The 21,357-nt window shown below is 34.5% G+C and carries 16 protein-coding genes and 2 tRNA genes; 13 read left to right on the top strand and 5 right to left on the bottom strand.

Annotation, left to right across the window (positions count from 1 at the left end; all coding sequences use genetic code 11):
* Nucleotides 1-22 precede the first annotated feature (22 nt).
* From AC6CHK_RS11325 to AC6CHK_RS11280, 10 genes are all read left to right on the top strand, one after another.
* Complete coding sequence (locus AC6CHK_RS11325) at nucleotides 23-2,224, top strand: TonB-dependent receptor (RefSeq protein ID WP_498096159.1); 2,202 nt, start codon at nucleotides 23-25, stop codon at nucleotides 2,222-2,224.
* A gap of 83 nt (nucleotides 2,225-2,307) precedes the next feature.
* Nucleotides 2,308-2,553: a hypothetical protein gene (locus tag AC6CHK_RS11320; RefSeq protein ID WP_498096157.1), complete on the top strand. Its 246-nt coding sequence runs from the start codon at nucleotides 2,308-2,310 to the stop codon at nucleotides 2,551-2,553.
* 9 nt (nucleotides 2,554-2,562) lie between these two features.
* Entirely contained in the window at nucleotides 2,563-3,030 is a 468-nt protein-coding gene (locus tag AC6CHK_RS11315) for a DUF2652 domain-containing protein (RefSeq protein ID WP_498096234.1), read from the top strand.
* A gap of 418 nt (nucleotides 3,031-3,448) precedes the next feature.
* Nucleotides 3,449-3,892, top strand: coding sequence for a DUF8832 domain-containing protein (locus AC6CHK_RS11310; protein ID WP_498096155.1), 444 nt, complete (start codon nucleotides 3,449-3,451; stop codon nucleotides 3,890-3,892).
* A 141-nt stretch (nucleotides 3,893-4,033) separates the two neighbouring features.
* Nucleotides 4,034-4,426 carry a GNAT family N-acetyltransferase gene (locus AC6CHK_RS11305; RefSeq protein ID WP_498096153.1) on the top strand — a complete coding sequence of 131 codons (393 nt, stop codon included), beginning with the start codon at nucleotides 4,034-4,036 and terminating at the stop codon, nucleotides 4,424-4,426.
* Nucleotides 4,427-4,429: 3 nt separating this feature from the next.
* On the top strand, nucleotides 4,430-5,113 hold the full coding sequence (locus AC6CHK_RS11300; protein ID WP_498096150.1) for a GNAT family N-acetyltransferase: 684 nt from the start codon (nucleotides 4,430-4,432) through the stop codon (nucleotides 5,111-5,113).
* Nucleotides 5,114-6,317: 1,204 nt separating this feature from the next.
* A complete protein-coding gene (locus AC6CHK_RS11295) occupies nucleotides 6,318-8,822 on the top strand; it encodes a PIG-L family deacetylase (protein WP_498096149.1) in 2,505 nt (834 codons plus the stop codon).
* A gap of 100 nt (nucleotides 8,823-8,922) precedes the next feature.
* Entirely contained in the window at nucleotides 8,923-10,614 is a 1,692-nt protein-coding gene (locus AC6CHK_RS11290) for a sodium:solute symporter family protein (RefSeq protein ID WP_498096146.1), read from the top strand.
* 35 nt (nucleotides 10,615-10,649) lie between these two features.
* Nucleotides 10,650-11,168, top strand: coding sequence for a DUF2911 domain-containing protein (locus tag AC6CHK_RS11285; RefSeq protein WP_498096144.1), 519 nt, complete (start codon nucleotides 10,650-10,652; stop codon nucleotides 11,166-11,168).
* 796 nt (nucleotides 11,169-11,964) lie between these two features.
* The gene (locus AC6CHK_RS11280; RefSeq protein WP_498096143.1) at nucleotides 11,965-12,156 is read left to right on the top strand and encodes a cold-shock protein; all 192 of its coding nucleotides are present in this window, start codon (nucleotides 11,965-11,967) and stop codon (nucleotides 12,154-12,156) included.
* Between the two features lie 904 nt (nucleotides 12,157-13,060).
* On the opposite strand, the gene AC6CHK_RS11275 is transcribed toward AC6CHK_RS11280, so the two are convergent.
* From AC6CHK_RS11275 to AC6CHK_RS11255, 5 genes are all read right to left on the bottom strand, one after another.
* Entirely contained in the window at nucleotides 13,061-13,240 is a 180-nt protein-coding gene (locus AC6CHK_RS11275) for an Arm DNA-binding domain-containing protein (protein ID WP_498096141.1), read from the bottom strand.
* Between the two features lie 247 nt (nucleotides 13,241-13,487).
* Nucleotides 13,488-13,560: transfer RNA gene (locus tag AC6CHK_RS11270), tRNA-Phe, on the bottom strand.
* A gap of 114 nt (nucleotides 13,561-13,674) precedes the next feature.
* Nucleotides 13,675-13,747 (bottom strand) — tRNA-Phe (locus tag AC6CHK_RS11265).
* A 107-nt stretch (nucleotides 13,748-13,854) separates the two neighbouring features.
* On the bottom strand, nucleotides 13,855-15,696 hold the full coding sequence (locus tag AC6CHK_RS11260) for a bifunctional lysophospholipid acyltransferase family protein/GNAT family N-acetyltransferase (RefSeq protein ID WP_498096139.1): 1,842 nt from the start codon (nucleotides 15,694-15,696) through the stop codon (nucleotides 13,855-13,857).
* A 22-nt stretch (nucleotides 15,697-15,718) separates the two neighbouring features.
* Complete coding sequence (locus tag AC6CHK_RS11255; protein WP_498096137.1) at nucleotides 15,719-16,957, bottom strand: aspartate kinase; 1,239 nt, start codon at nucleotides 16,955-16,957, stop codon at nucleotides 15,719-15,721.
* A gap of 312 nt (nucleotides 16,958-17,269) precedes the next feature.
* Here AC6CHK_RS11255 and fbp point away from each other — a divergent pair, with 312 nt between their 5' ends.
* The 3 genes from fbp to AC6CHK_RS11240 all read left to right on the top strand — a co-directional run bounded on the left by fbp (nucleotide 17,270) and on the right by AC6CHK_RS11240 (nucleotide 21,321).
* The gene (fbp, locus tag AC6CHK_RS11250) at nucleotides 17,270-18,286 is read left to right on the top strand and encodes a class 1 fructose-bisphosphatase (protein WP_498096136.1); all 1,017 of its coding nucleotides are present in this window, start codon (nucleotides 17,270-17,272) and stop codon (nucleotides 18,284-18,286) included.
* Nucleotides 18,287-19,294 carry an o-succinylbenzoate synthase gene (locus AC6CHK_RS11245; protein ID WP_498096134.1) on the top strand — a complete coding sequence of 336 codons (1,008 nt, stop codon included), beginning with the start codon at nucleotides 18,287-18,289 and terminating at the stop codon, nucleotides 19,292-19,294.
* 353 nt (nucleotides 19,295-19,647) lie between these two features.
* The gene (locus AC6CHK_RS11240) at nucleotides 19,648-21,321 is read left to right on the top strand and encodes a glutamine--tRNA ligase/YqeY domain fusion protein (protein ID WP_498096132.1); all 1,674 of its coding nucleotides are present in this window, start codon (nucleotides 19,648-19,650) and stop codon (nucleotides 21,319-21,321) included.
* The last annotated feature ends 36 nt before the right edge of the window (nucleotides 21,322-21,357 follow it).

Genomic DNA, 21,357 nt, shown 5'->3' with positions numbered 1-21,357 from the left:
TTGTTTTGTAATATCAAAATTAATGACAAAAAATTACATAATTCTTTTCTCTTTAGGATTAATGGGATTTGCAAATGCACAGGAAAATGTAAAAGAAATTGATGAAATAATCATTAAGGCAAGATCAAAAATAATAAAAGAGCGCGAAGAATTTAAAAAACACGCACAATCTACAGAGATTATTTCAGAATATGAGATTAATCGTAATAATCCTGCGTTTATTGAACAAAGCTTAAACACGATGGCTGGTGTACAAGTGGAAAAAAGAACGCTGCTTGGCGGGCAAAGAATCATACTCAGAGGATACGGAAACGATCAAAAGTTCAACAATTGGGGCATTAAAATATATTTAAATAACATTCCTCTTACTGGCGCAGATGGTGTTACGATTCTGGATGATATCAATTTTGGCTTAATTAATCAAATGGATGTTATAAAAGGTCCTGCGGCAACATTGTATGGCGGTGGTTCCGGCGGTGCGGTACGACTGTATATAAAGCCGGAATCTCAAAAAGGAACTTCTATTTCGGAGCAGTTTAATACAGGTTCATTTGGGTTGTTCCAAACTTCTACTTCTGCTACAAATGTTGGTGAAAATCATTCTTTAACAGCAAATTACACACACATCGGAAGCGACGGTTATCGTCCACATGGAAAGACTAATAAAAATTTCTATAATATTAACGGAGAGTTTAAACTGAATCAAAATCAAAAAATCACTTTGCTGGGCTCTCATGGGAATTCTTTGGAACAGGTTTCGGGACAAATTTCTTACGATGATTATTACAACGGTATTGACAACGGAAATTTTGCTTACATCAGAAGGGGCGCGAAAACAAAATTTATTACTTCGAGAGTTGGAATAGGCCACGCTTGGAAAATAAACGAGAATTTAAGTAATAATACTACCATATTTTATACCGGAACTACAGGTGACAGAATTGCTGCAGGTGCTTATGAGACTTCATCTGCGTCCAATTATGGAGTCAGATCAGTTTTTGTTTTCGACAAAGATTGGGACGGTTTCAATAGCCGTACAGAATTTGGAACTGAAATTCAACAGTCGCGGTCTTTGATTTCCAATTATAGATTCGAAAGTGTAAAAATTACGCAAGATCCAATTCTAAAACCTTTGTATAAAGGTTCATATTTTAAATACTTAAATAATCAATCCAATTATTTTGCTGTTGAAAAACTGACTTACAAACCATGGAAATTGATGCTTGTAGCAGGATTAAGTATCAATCAGATCAGTTATAACAGAGAAGATTTGCTTGCTGTTCCGGGTCTTTTTTTAGTTGATAATGTCGATTTATATGGTAAAAATTTGTCTTTTGATAAGAAATTTAAGGCTGTTGCGACACCACATTTTGCATTACAGAAAATATGGAAAGATCAAATTATTAATCTTAGTTATAGTGAAGGTTACAATGCGCCAACTTCTGCCACGTCTTTTATTTCAGGCCTTAATGTTACAAATGACAATCTCATTGCGGAAAAGGCAAAAATGTGGGATTTTAGCGTTCAGGGATTGCTTGGAAATACTTCTATAGATTATCAGTTTTCTTTATTCAATATTAATATTAAAGATAAATTGACTCAGTTGAGAGGGATGATTCCAAATGATGAGCAGACGTCATATTCATATTGGGCAAACACAGGAGATCAGGAAAATAGAGGATTGGAATTGAGTGCAGGTTATTCTTATAAACCGAAAAACTCTTTTTTTACAAAACTTCAGCCTTTTGCAAGCTACACATACAATGATTTTAAATATTCTAAATTCAGTACTTATTTGCAGGAAGGTGACTCGGAACCAAAGGTGCATATTTATGATAATAAAAATGTAGTTGGAGTTCCTAAAACAAAATTTTCTTTAGGCTTGGATTTTGAAACTAAAATAGGTTTGTATTGGCAGAATACATATAATTTTATGGGCAGTGTTTATACTGATTTTGCCAATTCTAACAAAGTAAAAAGTTTTGGACTCTTAAATTCTAAAATTGGTTATAAACATACTTTCAATAAGTTTGATGTAGATATTTTTGTTCTTGGAAATAATTTAACCAATCAGATTAATTACACTTTTCTTTTTTACGGAAACAGTATTAACGATACGGATCTGGATAATCAATATAATGATTCTTCTGTTTATACTGATGTGAATCCCGGACCAAATAAGGCGTATTTTTTTACAGGCTTTAATGTCAAGTATAATTTTTAATTCCATTACTCTTTCTGAAAATAACATTTTAAAATTAGAGATCTTAGGGTACCAAATAATCAAAAAAAAGTAAATTTGGTATAATGAAAAGTCATATCATAGCTATAGCAATAAGAAATAAATTAGAAGGTATGGAGCTGAAATTCAAAACAATAGACGATTTAATAGCAAGTACACCAAATACATTTAAAAGCCGCAAAGCAGACTATAAAGATTTGGATAAAATGACGCAATGGGTAGCTATTCTTTCAAAGTTTTCGCAAGCAAAAGGTCTTGAAAATGCCGCATTTGATACTCTGAAAAAAGGATTAGCCAAATCTTGCCTCTGAAATCAAAATATAAACCGGCAGAAGAATCTTCTGAAATCAATAATTGACAGCAACAACCTTTTATTTAAAGTTTCAGAGATTGAGGGAGATGCGGTATTGTTTTACAAGTACCGCAAAATCCCCTCGTTTGAGGATACGATAGCCCTGATTGTAGTAATGTACCAGAATTTCAAAAAAGAGTTAGCCAGGTTATCATTGGAGCTTACTATGGAAATTTCCTTATCATTAAAAATTATTGTGCATTATGGTGCTTTTACCCAATATAAAATTGGCAAGTTTGAAAAATTATATGGAGCAACAGTTGTAGAAGCGCATCAAATGCTCAAAAACCATATTGCGAAGTTTCCGCCCTACGCTTTGTTTTCCGAAGCCTTTTTAAAAGCTAATTTCGAACACCCTGCTCAGTCTATTATTGAATATGATAACTGCGACAACTGTATTTACCTGGCTAAAATTGGATACATACATTATCTGTAATTAGAGACCATGCCTCCAATATCGGTAACAATACAAATCTGCAATCAGTAAATCTTACAAATCAAACCCCAAAAACCGCAAAAGAAATCGTGTTATTTGGCGCAACTTTGTACCAACAAATAATTTAAAATAAATAAAAATGGAAAATACGAATTTACAATTCAAGACAAATATCAATTGTAGCAGCTGCGTAGCAAAAGTAACCCCTTTTTTAAATGATGCCGAAGGTATCGGGCAATGGGAGGTGGACACTGCCAATAGAGAGAAAATCCTCACCTTAAAGTCTGAAGGAATTACGAACAAAAAGTGATAGAAGCAGTGCAAAAAGCTGGTTTCAAAATTGAACCTATAAAATAATTTGGAACGATGAAAAAGGTAATCAATACATTGTTGGGCTTGTCAGTTTGCCTAGTCACTTTTGAACAAGCAGGAAATTGAAGTGCAGGGAAAAAGCAGTCCGGTTAACAATGATATTTCAACCAAGTTTACCTCAAAAGTTGATGGATTTACCGTAACCCTTCTTAATGGAAACGATTTTAAAACCAACAAAACTCAACACCTGGAAATAACCATCGAAAAAGACGGAAAGAAATTAATCGAAAAGGATTTGCAAGAATATTTAGGCGCATCTGCCCATATCGTCATGATTGGCAAAGTAGGCAAAGAATTTCTGCATATTCATCCGGTATCTGACAGCCGTTTTCCAGTTTTTGCACAGACACAAATCGAAAAGGCTGGAATTTACAGAATGTGGGCACAGTTTAAAATTGATGGAAAAGTGCATACAGCAGATTTTACCGTTGATGTAACCGAAGGAAAAAAAGGCGAGAACGAAGAAAAGTCGCATGCACATCACCATTAGTTCTCCCAAAAGTAAAGGATGAAAATTTGTAGTTTTACCGTTTGAATAATGAGTAAAAACCAAAATAATAATACAGCATTTTAAATGAGAATAATATCAGTTAGGCAAAACCCCGAATACAAAGAAAAAGCGATAAAGTACTTGCAAGAAAGTTGGTCAGAAATTTCTCCAATCATTTATGAAGATTGCATTTCAAACAGTATTCAGGCAACACAGTCTTTACCACAATGGTATTTATTGGAAAAAGAGGGAGAAATCATTGGCTGTGCAGGATTAATTACAAATGACTTCATCAGTAGAATGGATTTGTATCCTTGGGTTTGTGCGATTTACATTGATGAAAACCACAGAGGCAATGCTTACGGTTCATTACTTTTAGAAAAAGCAAAAGAAGACACAAAATTAGCTGGATTTAAACATTTGAACTTATGTACAGACCACATTGGCTATTATGAAAAATATGGATTTAGCTATATCGGGCAAGGGTATCATCAGTGGGAAGAGCAATCGCGAATTTATCAAATAGAAGTATAAAAAATGGAGACCAATAAATTAGACAATCCAACCTGGCATTCTTTGAGCGAAACCCATAAAGATTTTGCGGTGAAATTTGACGGTGTCAAGTTTTATCATCCAGATTATTGTCCTTTTGGGGGCTTTTTAAATCCAGACAAAACCGCAACCGGAATTGAAGCATATGCCTCACTGACGAACAATTTTTTTGTAGTGGGCAACAAACCAAATAGTAATGATAAAGTTTGGCTGAACAACGAATTGGCTTGCAACCAGATGGTGCTTGATAAACAAATTGATGTGGAGATAATGGAGGACATCGTTGAACTTCAAACAGAAATTCACAAGGTCGATTTATTCAATCTTGTGAATTTGGTTCAACCCGGTTATTTCAAAAATAAAACATCGGATTTAGGAAATTATTTTGGTATTTATAAGGATGAAAAGCTGGTTGCGGTAACTGGTGAACGAATGAAAATGGATGCTTATACCGAATTAAGCGCTATCGTTACACACCCGGATTTCACCGGAAAAGGCTACGCAAAACAGTTGGTAAAATTTGGCAGCGACAAAATATTCAACGAACAAAAAATCCCGTATTTACACGTGGCTAATACGAATATAGGAGCCATAAAGCTATATGAAAAACTAGGTTTTCAAACCAGAAGGGAAATCAGTTTTTGGAATTTTATATTAAAAGAGAAATGACACATCAGCACAGCCAAAACGATAAACACGGAGGTAAACAGCAAAAACAAGAGTGAGTAAAGTCGCATTGTCAGATAGTTTTAGATTAACTCCGGTTCGACTCTGGTTATCCGCAAAGATATAGTTAAGAGTTGTGCGTTGTGAAGTTCCTCTGCAACTGCATATTGAATTGTATTGCCTACACACCAACAAATAACGTCTGTAAAAATCTGTGAATTGTATGCAGTAGCAATACTCACGAACCTAGATTAAATACTCCGAATTGAGAATAAAAATTGTGTGACTTCAACAAAAAGTCCGAAAATCTATAGGCTAATTAAGAGAACATAGCTTTTACATAATTAAAATCTTTCTGTTATCGAGCTAAAATAGATAAATACTTAATAAAAGCTTAATGGAAGAAAAGTTAAAAGTAAATTTCAATGAAAAATAACTCCGCTCAGTTTTTTTATTCTGATGAATTTATGGAACTTAAGTTTTTTTTGCAATATACGGAGCATTCGCTGACGTTAAAAAAATGAAGGTTTTCTTCTATCTAAACTGCTTAAAAATAATACTTAAGCCTCAGTCCAATTCTGATAAGAAAGTTTAAAGGTATGTTTGAAGAAAAACTGTGCTAGTTACCCTTCACAGCATTTTCTTATTTATTGAATCTATCATCAGCAAATTTCACAGTTTAGGATTGCATATGAGGCTATCCTGTTTTCTATAGCGAATGTATTCCGTTGTCCCTGCAGAAAAAAATCTTTTTGGGGATCTGGAATCAAAGATTCCAAACCTCCGCAAAAACATTTTAACCGTCCATCAATGTATTTTGATTGTTTTCAACGAATTGGTTGCAGTTTTCCTTGTGCCCGCCTGAATGGTAATCCGCATAGAAAAGTCAGAAACCTCATAAGATGCAAATATAGGTCATTGAAATTTTGATACTAATTATTCTTCTGGTATTATCAGATCATATGATATTAGTATAGATCAGTTCATTAAATGTATTAAAAAAAACATTTTCAAATTACGATGAAGTATACGATAGAAAACATCAGAAAGTCTAATTATATGCAGTTATGTTCGCGATTAGGTTTATGATAAATCTTGTGTTATAAAATAAAACCGATTTAAATCGTCAGCAAAAAAGTGTGTTGCTTTTTTCTTTAAGGTTGAAAGAAAAACGATTTACTTATATTTGCCCGCAAAGCAAATTCAAATGTTCAAAAACGTAATCACTGTATTTATTCTTGGCTTCTTTACAGTTTTTTGTTCGGCCCAACAGGTTCGTCCTTCAAAATCATCTGAAATTTACCGCGAACTCAAAACCTTCAAAAATATTCCCAAAGTTTTATATCTTGCGGCTCATCCCGATGATGAAAATACAGGATTGCTCTCCTGGTTAATCAACGATCAAAATGTAGAAACTGGCTATTTGTCTTTAACCAGAGGTGATGGCGGTCAGAATTTATTAGGCACAGAGCAAGGTGCTGCATTGGGTTTAATCAGAACGCATGAGCTTTTAGAGGCAAGGAAATTAGATGGCGCCCAACAGTTTTTTACCCGGGCGATTGATTTCGGGTTCTCTAAAAATACGACCGATACCTTTAAACAATGGGATGAAGATAGTATTACAGCTGATGTAGTTTGGGTCATCCGTAAATTCCGTCCTGATGTGATCATTTGTCGTTTTCCTCCAACTGCTGCGGCAGGTCACGGACAACATGCGGCTTCAGCTGTGGTTGCTGAAAAAGCTTTTAAGCTGGCAGGCGATAAAACTGCTTTCCCCAATCAACTGAAATATGTTAATGTATGGCAACCAAAACGTGTACTTTGGAATACTTTCAGATTTGGAACTAACAATACGACTGCAGAAAATCAACTGAAAGTCACGGTTGGGCAATATGATGCGCAACTCGGAATGGGCTATGGTGAATTGGCAGGATTAAGCAGAAGTTTACATAAAAGCCAGGGTGCAGGAACGCAGTCTGTAGCCGGAATCAGAACTGAATATTTTGCCCACGTTATTGGCGAGCCTGCAAAAGCAACACTTTTTGATGGAGTAGTTAAAACGTGGACCGCAAAAGGAAACGCTGATATTGACCAGTCATTGGATAAAATTATTTCCGCTTTTAATTTTAATAAGCCCGACCTGAGCTTGCCAGCTTTGCTAGTTTTGAGAAAAAAAGTTTTGGCATTAAAAGATTCAGATTTAAAAAAGGATAAAATTACATCTCTTAATAATATTATTTTAAGCTGTGCAGGCTTTATGGGCGAGGTAGTTACCAATCAGGCTGAAGCTGTTGCTGGGGATAACTACAATTTCAGGTTAAATCTGATTTCAAGAGCTGAAAATCCTGTCGTTTTAGAACATGTAAAATGGTTAAGTCAATCAGAAAGCTTCAACAGAAAACTGTCAAAAGATTCTTTAATTACCATTCAGCATGATATTCAGATTCCTGCAGATGCAGTACTCACAGAACCTTACTGGTTGGCAAAATCTCCCACGAACGCAGCAACTTTCTCTGTTCCAAATGATACTTTAATCGGTTTGCCTGAAGCAGAATCACCAATGAATGTTTTGCTTAGTTTAAAAATCGGTTCTGAAAATTTTCAGGTTAAACTTCCTTTATCGTTCAAGAAATTAGATCCGGTGCGTGGCGATGTGGTCGAAGCCTTGCGCATTGTTCCTGCATTGGAACTTAAGTTTACACAACCGCTTTATTTAGTTAAAGAAAATGAAGATTTACATTTGAGTTTAAATTTTAAGGTTAATTCCAACAAACAGTTCAATAATGGAAAAGTAAACCTGTTATATAATGGAGAACAGTTAGGTGGAGGAGATTTAAAATCAATGAATGGAAAAGATTTTTCTGTCGATTATGTCATTCCAAAAACTAAACTTGCTTCAATAAAATCAAATCAGTTACAATTGGATGCAAATTTTGTTGCAAATGGAGTCACTTATAATAAAAAACAGGTATTAATTCAATATCCGCATTTACCTTCATTACAATATTTTACGCCTTCAACAGTCGCAGTGATGAAAGGTGATATTCAGGCGAAGGTTAAAAAAGTGGGCTACATACAAGGAGCTGGCGATTTCATTCCTGAATTTTTACGTATTGCAGGAATTCAGGTAGATGTCCTGAAAGACGAAGATTTTTATGGCAACTTAGATCAATCCAACGGAAACGGTAATCAAAACAAGCTGTCACAGTATGATGCTATCGTTCTTGGTGTCCGTGCCAATAATACGGAGAAAAAATTGGGTCGCTGGATGCCTTTTTTATGGTCTTATGTAAAAACCGGAGGTAATTTGGTGATGCTGTATAATACCAATCAAGATACAACCGTTAACCAATTGGGAATGTACAATTTCAGTATTGCGAATAAGCGTGTTACCGAAGAAAATGCTGAGGTTAAATTTTTAAATCCAAATCATAAATTGCTGAACTTCCCCAACAAAATTACCGCAAATGATTTTAAAGGTTGGGTACAGGAGCGTGGCGCTTATTTCCCTGATCAATGGGATGCAGCGTATGAGCCGCTTTTTGAAATGCACGATACAGGTGAAGAGCCTTTGCAGGGATCAACTTTATATGCCAAATACGGGAAGGGTAATTTTATTTATACACCATTGGCATTTTTCAGACAATTACCTGCTGGAAATGTTGGTGCGGCTCGTTTATTTTTAAACTTTTTATCTGCACAGAAAAACTGATGAATAAGCAACTTAAAAATTGGAATATCTGGTACATACTATTAGCGATTGCATTAGTAGTTCAGATCGGATTTTATTATTTCTTCACTAAATTCTGGGCATGAGTACGATAGATTGGACTGTTCTTATTTTTACACTGGTTGCAGTGGTTGTTTACGGCGTATTTATCGGTCGTGGCCAAAAAAGCAACGAATCATACCTGAAAGCAGATAATAAAATGCCTTGGTACATTGTGCTGATAGGTATTATGGCTACACAGGCGAGTGCGATTACATTTCTTTCGGCTCCGGGTCAGGCTTATACGGACGGTATGCGTTTCGTGCAGTATTACTTTGGTCTGCCTTTGGCGATGATTGTGATCTGTATTACTTTCATCCCGATTTTTCAGCGATTAAATGTTTACACGGCCTATGAATATTTAGAAAACCGATTTGATAAAAAAACAAGGGTACTGACTTCACTGCTTTTTCTTTTTTCCAGAGGTTTATCAACGGGAATAAGTATTTACGCTCCAAGTATCATTCTATCAAGTGTTTTAAACTGGAATATTTATTTAACTAATGTTTTGACAGGTGGTATTCTGTTGATTTACACCTATGTTGGCGGTGCAAAAGCGATCGCTCACACTCAAAAATTACAGTTTCTTATTATTCTGGGTACCATGGCTTTTGCAGGTTATCTGCTTATTCAAAATATGCCGAATGGAATTGGTTTTAAGGATGCACTTTATCTGGCGGGGAAATCTGGAAAGCTCAATGTAATCACTACAGAATTCGATTGGAAAGATAAATACAATATCTGGAGCGGATTAATTGGTGGTTTTTTTCTGGCACTTTCTTACTTCGGGACTGACCAGAGTCAGGTCGGGAGATATATTACTGCAAAGGACAATACCAATGCAAAAATGGGTTTGCTGTTGAACGGTTTGGTTAAAATTCCGATGCAGTTTGCTATTCTTTTGATTGGTGCTTTGCTTTTCGCTTTCTTTTCTCTAAAACCTGCTCCGATTTATTTTAACGAACGTTCTTATCAGTATTTAGAGGAAACAAAACCTGAACAGGCTGCGGTTTTTGAAAAAGAACATCAGGATTTGCAGGCAAAATTTAATGCAGAATCGAAAGAAATTTTAAAGTTAAAAGAAACCAATTCTCCCCAACTTCAAAAAACAATTCAGGATTTTAAAAGTACACAAACCGAGGTAAAAGCACTTCACGGCAGGGTAGAAGAAGCTATCAATCATTCAAACTATAATGCGGAGAAAACGGACACGAATTACATTTTCCTATATTTCGTAAAAAACACCTTGCCTGTAGGGATGATTGGTTTACTGTTTGCCGTCATTTTTCTGGCCAGCTGGGGTTCAATTTCTGCGGCTTTAAATTCCCTTGCGGCTTGTTCACTTAAAGATGTTCATTTAATATTTAAAAAAGAAATTCCAGATGATGCCACCGAATTGAAATACAGTAGACTGCACACTTTAGCCTGGGGTATTTTCTCAATCGGCGTTGCTATGTTTGCCACTCAAATGGGTTCGCTTATTGAAGCGGTTAATGTATTAGGTTCTCTTTTCTACGGCCCGATATTAGGGATTTTTCTTGTCGCCTTTTACTATAAAAAAATTACAGGTTCAAATGTATTTATTTCGGCAATTTTATCAGAAATTACGGTGATTGCTATTTACAATTTTGATATCGTTTCTTTCCTTTGGCTTAATGTCATTGGGGCAGCGGCAGTCATTATATTTTCTGCAATCGGGTTACTGTTTTATAAGCAGAAAGCAGTAACTTCGTAACGCATACATAGATAAATACATACAATAAAAATATTATGAAAACAATGATTAAAACTGTTGCTGTAGTTTTTGCTACAATGACGATTTCAGTAAATGCATTTGCACAGGAAGCTAAAAAACCTGCCAGTCCTGCGGCTACTGCAACAGGAAAAATTAAAGATGCAACCATTACAATTGCCTATAGCAGTCCTTCTGTTAAAGGACGTACAATTTGGGGTGGTTTAGAAGCTTATAATAAAGTTTGGCGTGCGGGTGCCAATGAAGCAACTACTTTCGAAACCAGTAAGGACATTACTGTTCAGGGTAAAAAACTTCCTGCAGGAAAATACAGCTTTTTCTTAATCCCTAAAGAAAGCGGAACCTGGACTGCGATTTTTAACAAAGAGGCAAAGCAATGGGGCGCTTATAAATACGAAGAATCTAAAGATGCTTTACGTGTTGATGTTAAAACAAAAGCTTTACAGGCAACACAGGAAACTTTAGTTTATAAAATAAACAATAATGGATTCACAATGGATTGGGATAAAATCTCAGTTCCTGTAGAGATAAAATAAATTATATATTAAACAAAAATCCCGTTATTACGGGATTTTTGTTTAATATTTCGATATTGTATCAAAGATTACTGTTCTAAATTCCAGTAATATTGACTGTCTTGTTTTGCAAAAGTTTTACAACAAGTTGATTTAAAATGTCAAAAAACTTAAACAAATAAAAGTTTCTGGTCCATGTTTGAAAAACTAATTATGATGTCTTAACTACATTTCCAATACTTTCCTCACGAGTAAACAATCTTCCTAAAAAACACTTTGTTCATCAAAGAAATAATTATGTTGATAGCGCATATTTTTAGATTGATCGTATACTGCAGGCTTCCAAATCTTAAAGTTTTTTCATTGGGTTGTATTGTTAACAAATCACCATTTCCTGCACTTAAATCTGTTCCGGCTTTAAAAAGTTGGTAAAAATCAGAATTATAAGCAATATAACTTCCAACCCGGTTTAGCATCAATTTTCCTGAATCATACAACAATAAAAAAATTATTATATTTTTCACTATGTGATAACAACTCAATAGCATATGTCAAATATTTGCTGTATATTTGTAGAAATAATAAGCAACTGAATAGTCTGAACTAAACTTTGAGTTTCTTCTCAGATATTAAAAACAGCCGCTAAATTTTGACATTAATATTTTAGGTGTTCTACCTTTTAAGAAGTTCGATTTTCACTCTTAAACTTTAATCATCCAATTTTTTCTCTCAAAAATTATTATCGTTTTGATTACATCAGGACACAAGGATAATTCGTCCTATAAATAGAATACAATAATTTTTTAATACATATACAATGCAACAAGGAACAGTAAAATTCTTTAACGATACCAAAGGATTTGGTTTTATTACTCCATCAACAGGTGGTCAAGACGTTTTCGTACATACTTCAGGTTTAGTAGATACTATTCGTGAAAATGATGTCGTAACATTCGATTTACAAAATGGAAGCAAAGGGGTTAATGCAGTTAACGTTAAAATAGCGTAACTTCAATTAATAACGATATACGTTATAGAGAGAGCAAATGAATCATTTGCTCTCTTTTTATTTTGGTTTACTCAATACTTTTAGATCCACTCTCATTAAGACATTAAAGTGTTTATACCTATTGTTATATCGACAAATTCTGATATAGCTTCGGCTTTATTTTTTGAATAATATGTGTTGAAAAAAACAAGACGTATGTCTTCAGCTGAAGACATCATAGTCTGTACATTACTTCCTTAGTAACTAATTTCATTCGAACATTTTGATCTTGAAAAGCAATCTCGTCATTATTATTTGATCCGTGTTTGCTAAAATGCACAATAGTTGGATTAAATTGATTTTAATGCTTGTAGTATATAGGTTGTAGTGCCCAGCGAGATTCAAAATTAACGGCATCACGATATTTTGATTGACGAATCATATCAGCAATAGATCTTGCTTCTTCATCTAATCTTGCTGTGTTAAATCTAAAAGATTTGAAGCGAGGAATAATACAGTAATTTCCTGTGGAATACTTTTTAATTATATGGTATCATTCTGAGTTTGGATATGTAAATTATTATGAGTATTAAGCGTGCTTCCAATGTCTCTAGGCAAGCATCTGAATGTTTTAAAGAAACACCGACTACCAAATCGATATATCAATATATTTCCAATACTCTATCGAACCAAATTTATCATTTTTGTCAAATTCGTCGTACCCTTGTAATCTTAAAAACTTTATAATCTGGTATTGGGTTGCCTTTAGCTATCGGACAGGTAGTTTTAAACTTCCTGTACATTCCCAAAGCCCACTTATCGGACAGATCAAACCCGTTGCACGGATAATAACCTTTATACAAGCATTCATGGCATTAATATTTAATGGTTCCATCAAATCCCAGTCGCCAGTCCTGTCCGTCTTTTATTGGAGGGTCTGTCTCGTCATCTCTAAGCTCCATTTTGTTGCATCTATAGTTTTACCTGTTGAGAATTCAGCGCGTTTTCCATTAACTGTAATTCTTAAATAAACAGAGATGAGTAAATCGCTTTTTGCTTTAGATTTTTTGGCATGGAACAGTACTGAAATTTTGGTATTCATCATAATTGACTTTGAAGGTTAAAATTACTTTTCAATAAGCCACAAATCAAGATGTTCGAAATTTGAATAGGATTGCTTTTTGTAGCAGGTTTTTAGAGAAATTAGATTATCTAAAAAGTTTATATGCTCAGGTAATCGAAAAGGTCACCTTCAATTTGAGAGAATTTAGTTGTTGTTGATATGGCTTCAAAAAAATAACCCCTCAAATCATGCAATTTGAGGGGTTTGTTAGAAATTGTTTAATTTCTTGTGGTTTCTCCAGGAATCGAACCAGGGACACATGGATTTTCAATCCATTGCTCTACCAACTGAGCTAAGAAACCATCGTTGTTGGCTTACTTTGTTATTAAAGTGGCTGCAAAAATAATATTATTTACAATATGAAACAACAGTTTTTTAAAGATAAATAAAAAAACCACCTTTAAAAAGGTGGTTTGTGGTTTCTCCAGGAATCGAACCAGGGACACATGGATTTTCAATCCATTGCTCTACCAACTGAGCTAAGAAACCATTTATTGTTGTTTGTCTTACTTTGTTGTTTTAAAGTGATGCAAAAGTAATAAGTTTTGGCATATGATGCAAGTATTATCACGTTTTTTTCAGTAAAACCTAAAAACTTACTGATTTTCAGGTGAATTATTTTCCTGTTCTTTTCTTATCTGTTCACTCATTTCTTCCAATACAGGTTTTATTGTACTTTCCGGAAGGTCACTTATCCTGATATACATCAATCCGTCAATGGCATCATTAAAGTTAGGGTCTACGTTGAATGCAATTACTTTTGCATTTTGCTTGATATATTTTTTGATTAAAACAGGCAATCTCAATTCAGGTTCCAGATCATCAATGATTTTATCTAATTTATTAAGATCAGATTCCATTTCATCAAAAAACAAATTTTTATCCCGGTCGCGAAGTTTTACTTTATATTCGTTTTTTGGTGTAATGTATTGAGCTACAGCAGAATCATAATAATTTGAACGCATAAATTCAATCATTAATGACTTTGAAAACTCAGAAAACTTATTGGAAATACTTACTCCGCCCATCAAGAATTTATGATCAGGATTTCTTAAGCAAACGTGCACAATTCCGCGCCATAAAAGAAAAAGCGGAAGCGGTTTCTGCTGATATTCTTCGCAAATATAAGCCCGGCCCATTTCAATAACTTTCTTGAAAAACGGATGAATATCCTGCTCAAACTCAAACAAAGAGCTTGTATAAAAACCTTTGATGCCCGATTTTCTCATGACATCTTTTCCTAAAGCCATTCTGTAAGCTCCTACCAACTTTTCGACTGCATTATCCCAAAGAAAAAGATGATGATAATGTTTGTCGTATTCATCAAGGTCGAAAGGTAAATTGCTTCCTTCGCCAACCGCACGGAAGGTAAGCTCGCGCTGGCGACCTATTTCTCGCATCACGGAAGGGATCTCCTCGTAAGTTGTGAAATAAATCTCATAATTTCCGTTGCTGAAAAGCATTTTGTCTGTGCCTTTCAGTTTATTGATATCTTTCAGAATGTCTTCTTTCGGCGTTTCATCAATGATATTTTGAACGATATTTTCGTCCTTTAGCAAAGGAAATTTTACATATAAATTTTTAAGATTAATAGCCTGAGCCAGAGATTTTCTTTTTTCATAATAAGACTTCATCATATACACCTTACGTTTCAGAAATTCCCCCAATTCTTCAGTGTTTTCCATATCATCCATCGCTTTTACCGTGATGGGTTTTCCTATTCTTATACGGATTGGTTTTTCTCTGTCATTCATCATTTCTGCAGGCAGCATCAATGTTTGCAGATTGGGATGCATCTTGGCAAGCTGATAAAAAAGGGTGCTGTTTTTTGCATGAAAATACATCGGAACAACCTGCACTTTTGCCATTTTGATAAGCTTTAAAGCAGGTTTTTCCCATTCTTTATCCAAAATTTCACTATAAGGATTATTTTTATTGGAAACTTCACCGGCCGGAAAAATCCCGACGCAACCGCCATTTTCAAGATGTTTTAATGTTTCGCGCATTCCGGTCGAGCTGTTTCGGACTTCTTTTCTTCCTTCAAAAGGATTTACCGGAATCACATAAGGTTCCATTGGTTTTATCTTTTCCAAAAGAAAATTGCCCATTACCTTGAAATCCGGACGGACTTCTAATAAAACCTTGCACATTAATATCCCGTCAATAGCCCCGAGCGGATGATTTGAGACCAAAATAAAAGGTCCTGTTTTTGGAATTTTAGCTAAATCTTCTTCAAATGCGATATAGCTTAAATTCCTTTCACGAACAAAAGAATCGAAAAAATCTTTACCTTCCTTGTCTTTTAGTTTGTCATATAATCTATTGACTTCATTTATTTTTGCAACGCTCATCACAGCGGACGCAATAGGATTTTTGAGGAACCCCATTTTATGCAAGCCGGAAGCTTTGATTAAATCATTTTTCGATATTAAGCTCATGTGTTTTTAGTCGGAATTAGTTTTATTGTGTTACCATTTGTAGTGTATTCTTTGCAATTTGCTCCAATAATACACTTTTTTCCTGGTAAAATTTGTCGATGTTCTCCATTTTTGCATTCCTTACGGTAAATAAAGATACATTTTTTACAACATCTGTTTTAAAAACTTTCTGAAGTTCTTCGTTGAGTTCATCAACTTTTAAAAATTTATCTTCTAAGCATAAAGCCAAAGAAATTGCAGAATTCTGCATCAGAGAAACTTTGATTTTATATTTTGATAAATACCCGAAGATCAGGCTCATGTGATCTTCTGCGATGAACGAAAAATCTCTTGTTGATATTTTCAGCAAAGTCTGATTTTCTTTTAAAATAAAAGATTCTTCATATTCATTCTTATCTGAAGCGCCTACTTTTGTTCCTTCTTTTGTAGGTTCCAGAAATGATTTTACATAAAAAGGAATGCTTTTTTGTTTTAAAGGCTGCAATGTTTTCGGGTGAATCACGCTTGCTCCGTAATACGCCATTTCAATCGCTTCTTCGTATGATATATTGGAAAGTAACGAAACATCTTTGAATTTTCGCGGATCTCCTGTCATTACTCCCGGAACGTCTTTCCAAATCGTCATGGCTTCAGCATTCAGGCAATACGCAAAAATCGCCGCAGAATAATCTGAACCTTCTCTACCCAAAGTTACCGTAAAATTGTTGTCGTCCGAACCTATAAAACCTTGTGTTACATAACATATTTCGGGGTTCAAAGTAGAAATAAATTCTTCGGTCTTTTCCCAGTTTACGTTACCGTCTCTGTAAGAATCATCTGTTTTGATGTAATCTCTGGCGTCGAGCCATTGATTGGTAAACTGTATATCATTCAGGTATTCGCTTACGATTTTTGTAGAAATCATCTCGCCGCAGCTTACAACCTGATCGTACACGAAGTTGTAATTGGGCGATTTAGTCCTTCTTAAAAAAGAATCAATATCATCAAAAAATAAATTGATCTCTGAAAAAACAGCATGATCTTCCTGGAAAAGCCCCTTGGCTATTTCGATGTGTTTCTGTTTTATTTTTTTTATTTCTGTTTGGTAGTTTTCTTTCTTGAAATAAAGTTCTACAACTTTTTCCAGTTCATTAGTCGTTTTGCCCATTGCTGAAATTACCAGCAGACACTTTGCAAAACCCTGGCTTTCTAAAACCAGCGATACATTTTTTACACCTTCAGCATCTTTTACGGATGCTCCACCAAACTTGAAAATCTTCATTAAATTGTTAAAAATAAAATTGTTAGGATAAAAATCAATTGAGTTTTTTACGGAGGTCAAAATTATAAATTTACAATGAGATATGAAAGAGAAGAGCGACACGATAAATTAAGATTTAATTAAAATAAATTTATTTTAAAAATAAGTGTGTTTTTGCTATAATTTGGGAATTGTTTTTGAGAATAAAATTTGATTATAAAGTGAATTTAAACCTGTATTATATTGATAAACAGTATGTAAAAGCTTTTGTAAGAAAATTCGTTATATTGTTATAAATTTTACGAAATTTGAGCAAAACATAAAAAGTATAATATGTCAGATCAATCATTACAGACTTTAGGAGAATTTATTATTGATAAACAAGAAGATTTTCAGTATTCTACAGGGGAGCTATCCCGTCTTCTAAGTGCTATAAGGTTGGCTTCGAAAGTGGTAAACAGAGAAGTAAATAAAGCAGGAATTGCAGATATTACAGGTAAAGCAGGAAACCAGAATATTCAGGGCGAAGAACAGCAGAAACTGGATGTTCTTGCCAATGATATTTTTATTACGGCATTATCGCAAAGAGAAGTTGTCTGCGGAATTGCTTCCGAGGAAAATGACGATTTTATTGATATTAAATGTGTAGGAAACGGACATTTGAGTAAATATGTAGTTCTTATTGATCCTTTGGATGGTTCTTCAAACATTGATGTGAATGTTTCCGTTGGAACAATTTTTTCAATTTACAGAAGAGTTACAGAACCAGGAACACCCGTTCAGCTTCAAGATTTCCTGCAAAAAGGAGTTAATCAGATTGCGGCAGGATATGTCATTTATGGTTCATCAACAATGATCGTTTATACAACAGGAAATGGAGTGAATGGCTTTACTTTAGACCCATCTTTGGGAACTTATTATCTTTCTCATCCGAATATGATGTTTCCGAGAACAGGTAAAATTTATTCGATCAACGAAGGAAATTATATAAAATTCCCTCAAGGTGTAAAAAATTACCTGAAATATTGCCAGATGGAAGAAGGCGACCGTCCTTATACGTCAAGATATATTGGTTCTTTAGTAGCTGATTTTCACAGAAATATGTTAAAAGGTGGAATTTATATGTATCCGTCTTATTCACAATCTCCAAACGGAAAATTAAGATTATTATACGAATGTAATCCAATGGCATTTTTGGCAGAACAGGCTGGCGGAAAAGCGACAGACGGCTTCAGAAGGATTTTGGAGGTGGAACCGACAGAACTTCACCAAAGAATTCCGTTTTTCTGCGGAAGCATAGATATGGTAGAAAAAGCTGAAGAATTTATGCGAATTGACAGCGTGAAATAAATGAAAGCAGAATATTACAGATATTTATTACAATTTAAACGCCCGAGTGGAACATCTCGCGGCGTTTTGTATGAAAAAGAAACCTTTATCCTTGAAGTTTCAGAAAACGGAAAAAAAGGAATAGGCGAGTGCGCAGTTTTCAGAGGCTTAAGTTTTGATGACAGACCCAATTATGAAGAAAAGTTGCAATGGCTGTGTGAAAATATTCAGGAGAGTTCTAATTTTTTAAAGAAAGAATTAAAAGAATTTCCATCAATCTGGTTTGGATATGAGCAGGCAATATTAAACTTAAAACACGGCAAAAATTTATATTTCCCGAGCGAATTTACGAGCGGTAAAACCCCAATTATCATTAATGGATTGATTTGGATGGGCGATATAAATTACATGGAAGAACAAATTCAGGAGAAACTTGATCAAGGATTTCACTGCATTAAATTAAAGATTGGCATCGACTGGAAATCTGAACATGAAGTTCTGCAAAAATTAAGACAAAAATTTTCAAAAGAAAAACTGGAATTACGGGTTGATGCAAACGGCGGATTCAGTAAAGAAGATGCTAAAACAGTTCTTCGGCAACTTTCCGATTTGGATATTCATTCTATTGAGCAGCCGATTAAAGCCGGAAACCGTGAAAAAATGGCAGAATTATGCGCTAAGAGTCCGACTCCGATTGCATTGGACGAAGAATTGATCGGAATTATAGATTTCAAAGAAAAAGAACAACTTTTAAAAGACATAAAGCCGCAATATATTATATTAAAACCATCATTAGTTGGGGGTATTTCAGGTTCTGATGAATGGATTAATTTGGCTGAAAAAAATAAAATAGGCTGGTGGATCACATCTGCTCTGGAAAGCAATGTCGGGCTAAATGCGATCGCTCAATATACATTTACCAAAAACAATTCTATGCCACAAGGCTTGGGCACAGGAAGCCTTTTTACTAATAATTTTGAAACTCACCTTAATCTTGTCGGTGAAAAATTGTTTTTCAAAATCGATTAGTATTAAAGCCAATAAATTACTTAAACTTCTTTATACAACGTCTTCAATGAAGATGGCTTTCTTTATATATTCTAAAAGATAGAATACTTGTCTTCTAATTTTTTGCATGGTAGATTTTATGATTTGGTTTGTCTTGCAAAAATACAATAATTTATCAATAATCTTAATTAATTCAACAATTAATGAATATTTAATATTATGATTATTAAAAGCATCTTTGTATATAGAAAATTTTATGCCAAATTCAATTGGATTTTTATTGTTTCAGCTTTTTAACTATAATTTCTTTAAACCCTTTAAATTTCCTAAATTTGCAAATTGTTGTATAATGCAACATCTTAAAGCGAATTTTAATGGAAGAAGAAAAAAAATCACTCAATTTTATTGAGCAAATTATCGAAGATGATTTGGCAAACGGTCTGAAAAAAGATCAGATTCGTTTCCGTTTTCCGCCTGAGCCAAATGGTTATCTGCATGTAGGTCATACAAAAGCGATCTGCATCAATTTCGGTTTGGGTGAAAAATACAATGCTCCCGTAAACCTTCGTTTCGACGATACAAATCCTGAAAAAGAAGAGCAGGAATTTGTAGATTCTATCAAGAAAGACGTTGAATGGCTGGGTTTCAAATGGGACAAAGAATTGTATGCATCCGATTACTTCCAGCAGCTTTATGATTGGGCGGTACAATTAATTAAGGAAGGAAAAGCTTATGTTGATGAGCAGCCTTCTGAAGTGATTACCGAACAAAGAAAAAACCCAACAGAACCGGGAATTGAATCTCCATTCAGAAATCGTCCTGTTGAAGAGTCTTTAGACTTATTTGAAAGAATGAAAAACGGTGAATTTAAAGAAGGTTCAATGTCTCTTCGTGCAAAAATAGACATGACATCGCCAAATATGAATATGCGTGATCCTGTCATGTACAGAATTTTGAAAAGACCTCACCACAGAACCGGAACAGACTGGAAAATTTATCCGATGTATGATTGGGCACATGGTGAATCTGATTATTTAGAGCAAGTTTCGCATTCATTATGTTCTTTGGAGTTTGAAAACCACAGACCGCTTTACAATTGGTATTTGGAGCAGGTTTATGATGAATCTAAAGTAGCGCCGAAGCAAAGAGAGTTTGCAAGGATGAATGTTTCTTATATGATTACTTCCAAAAGAAAACTACAAAGGCTGATTGCTGAAAATGTGGTCGATGGATGGGATGATCCAAGAATGCCTACGATTTCCGGAATGAGAAGAAAAGGTTTTACACCGACTTCAATCAGGAATTTTATTGATAAAGTTGGCGTTGCGAAAAGGGAAAATTTAATTGAAATTCAATTATTGGATTTTTGTGTCCGTGAAGATCTGAATAAAGTTGCAAAACGTGTCATGGCGGTTGTAGATCCTGTTAAATTAATCATCGAAAATTATCCTGAAGGCAAAGAAGAATGGTTGGAAACCGAAAATAATCCTGAACAGGAAAATGCAGGAACAAGAGAAGTTCCTTTCTCAAGAGCATTATACATTGAGCGCGAAGATTTTAAGGAAGAAGCAAATAATAAATTCTTTAGACTAAAATTAGGCGGAGAAGTTCGTTTAAAATCTGCTTACATCATCAAAGCTGAAAGAGTGGAGAAGGATGAAAACGGAGAAATCACAACGATTTATGCAACTTACGATGAAAAATCTAAGTCGGGAAGTGGTACTGAAGAGAGTTTAAGAAAAGTAAAAGGGACGTTACATTGGGTATCTGCAAAACATGCACTTCCTATTGACGTAAGAATTTACGATAAATTATTCACGGTGGAACAGCCTGATGCTGAGAAAGATGTGGATTTTTTAAATTTCATTAATCCGGAATCTGTAAAAACGATTCAAGGTTTTGGAGAGCCAAGCCTGAAAGATGTTGCAGTTGGCGAACCGCTTCAATTTCAAAGAATTGGATATTTTACGAAAGATCAAGACTCAACAGAAAACAAATTGGTTTTCAATAGAACCGTAACATTAAAAGACTCCTATAAGCCGGAGTAAAATTTATTTTATTAAATATAAACAGGGCTTATCTTT

The sequence above is a fragment of the Chryseobacterium sp. GQ58 genome (assembly GCF_059758895.1).
Note: the sequence above shows the minus strand (reverse complement) of the source record. Positions and strands in the feature narration are given on the sequence as shown.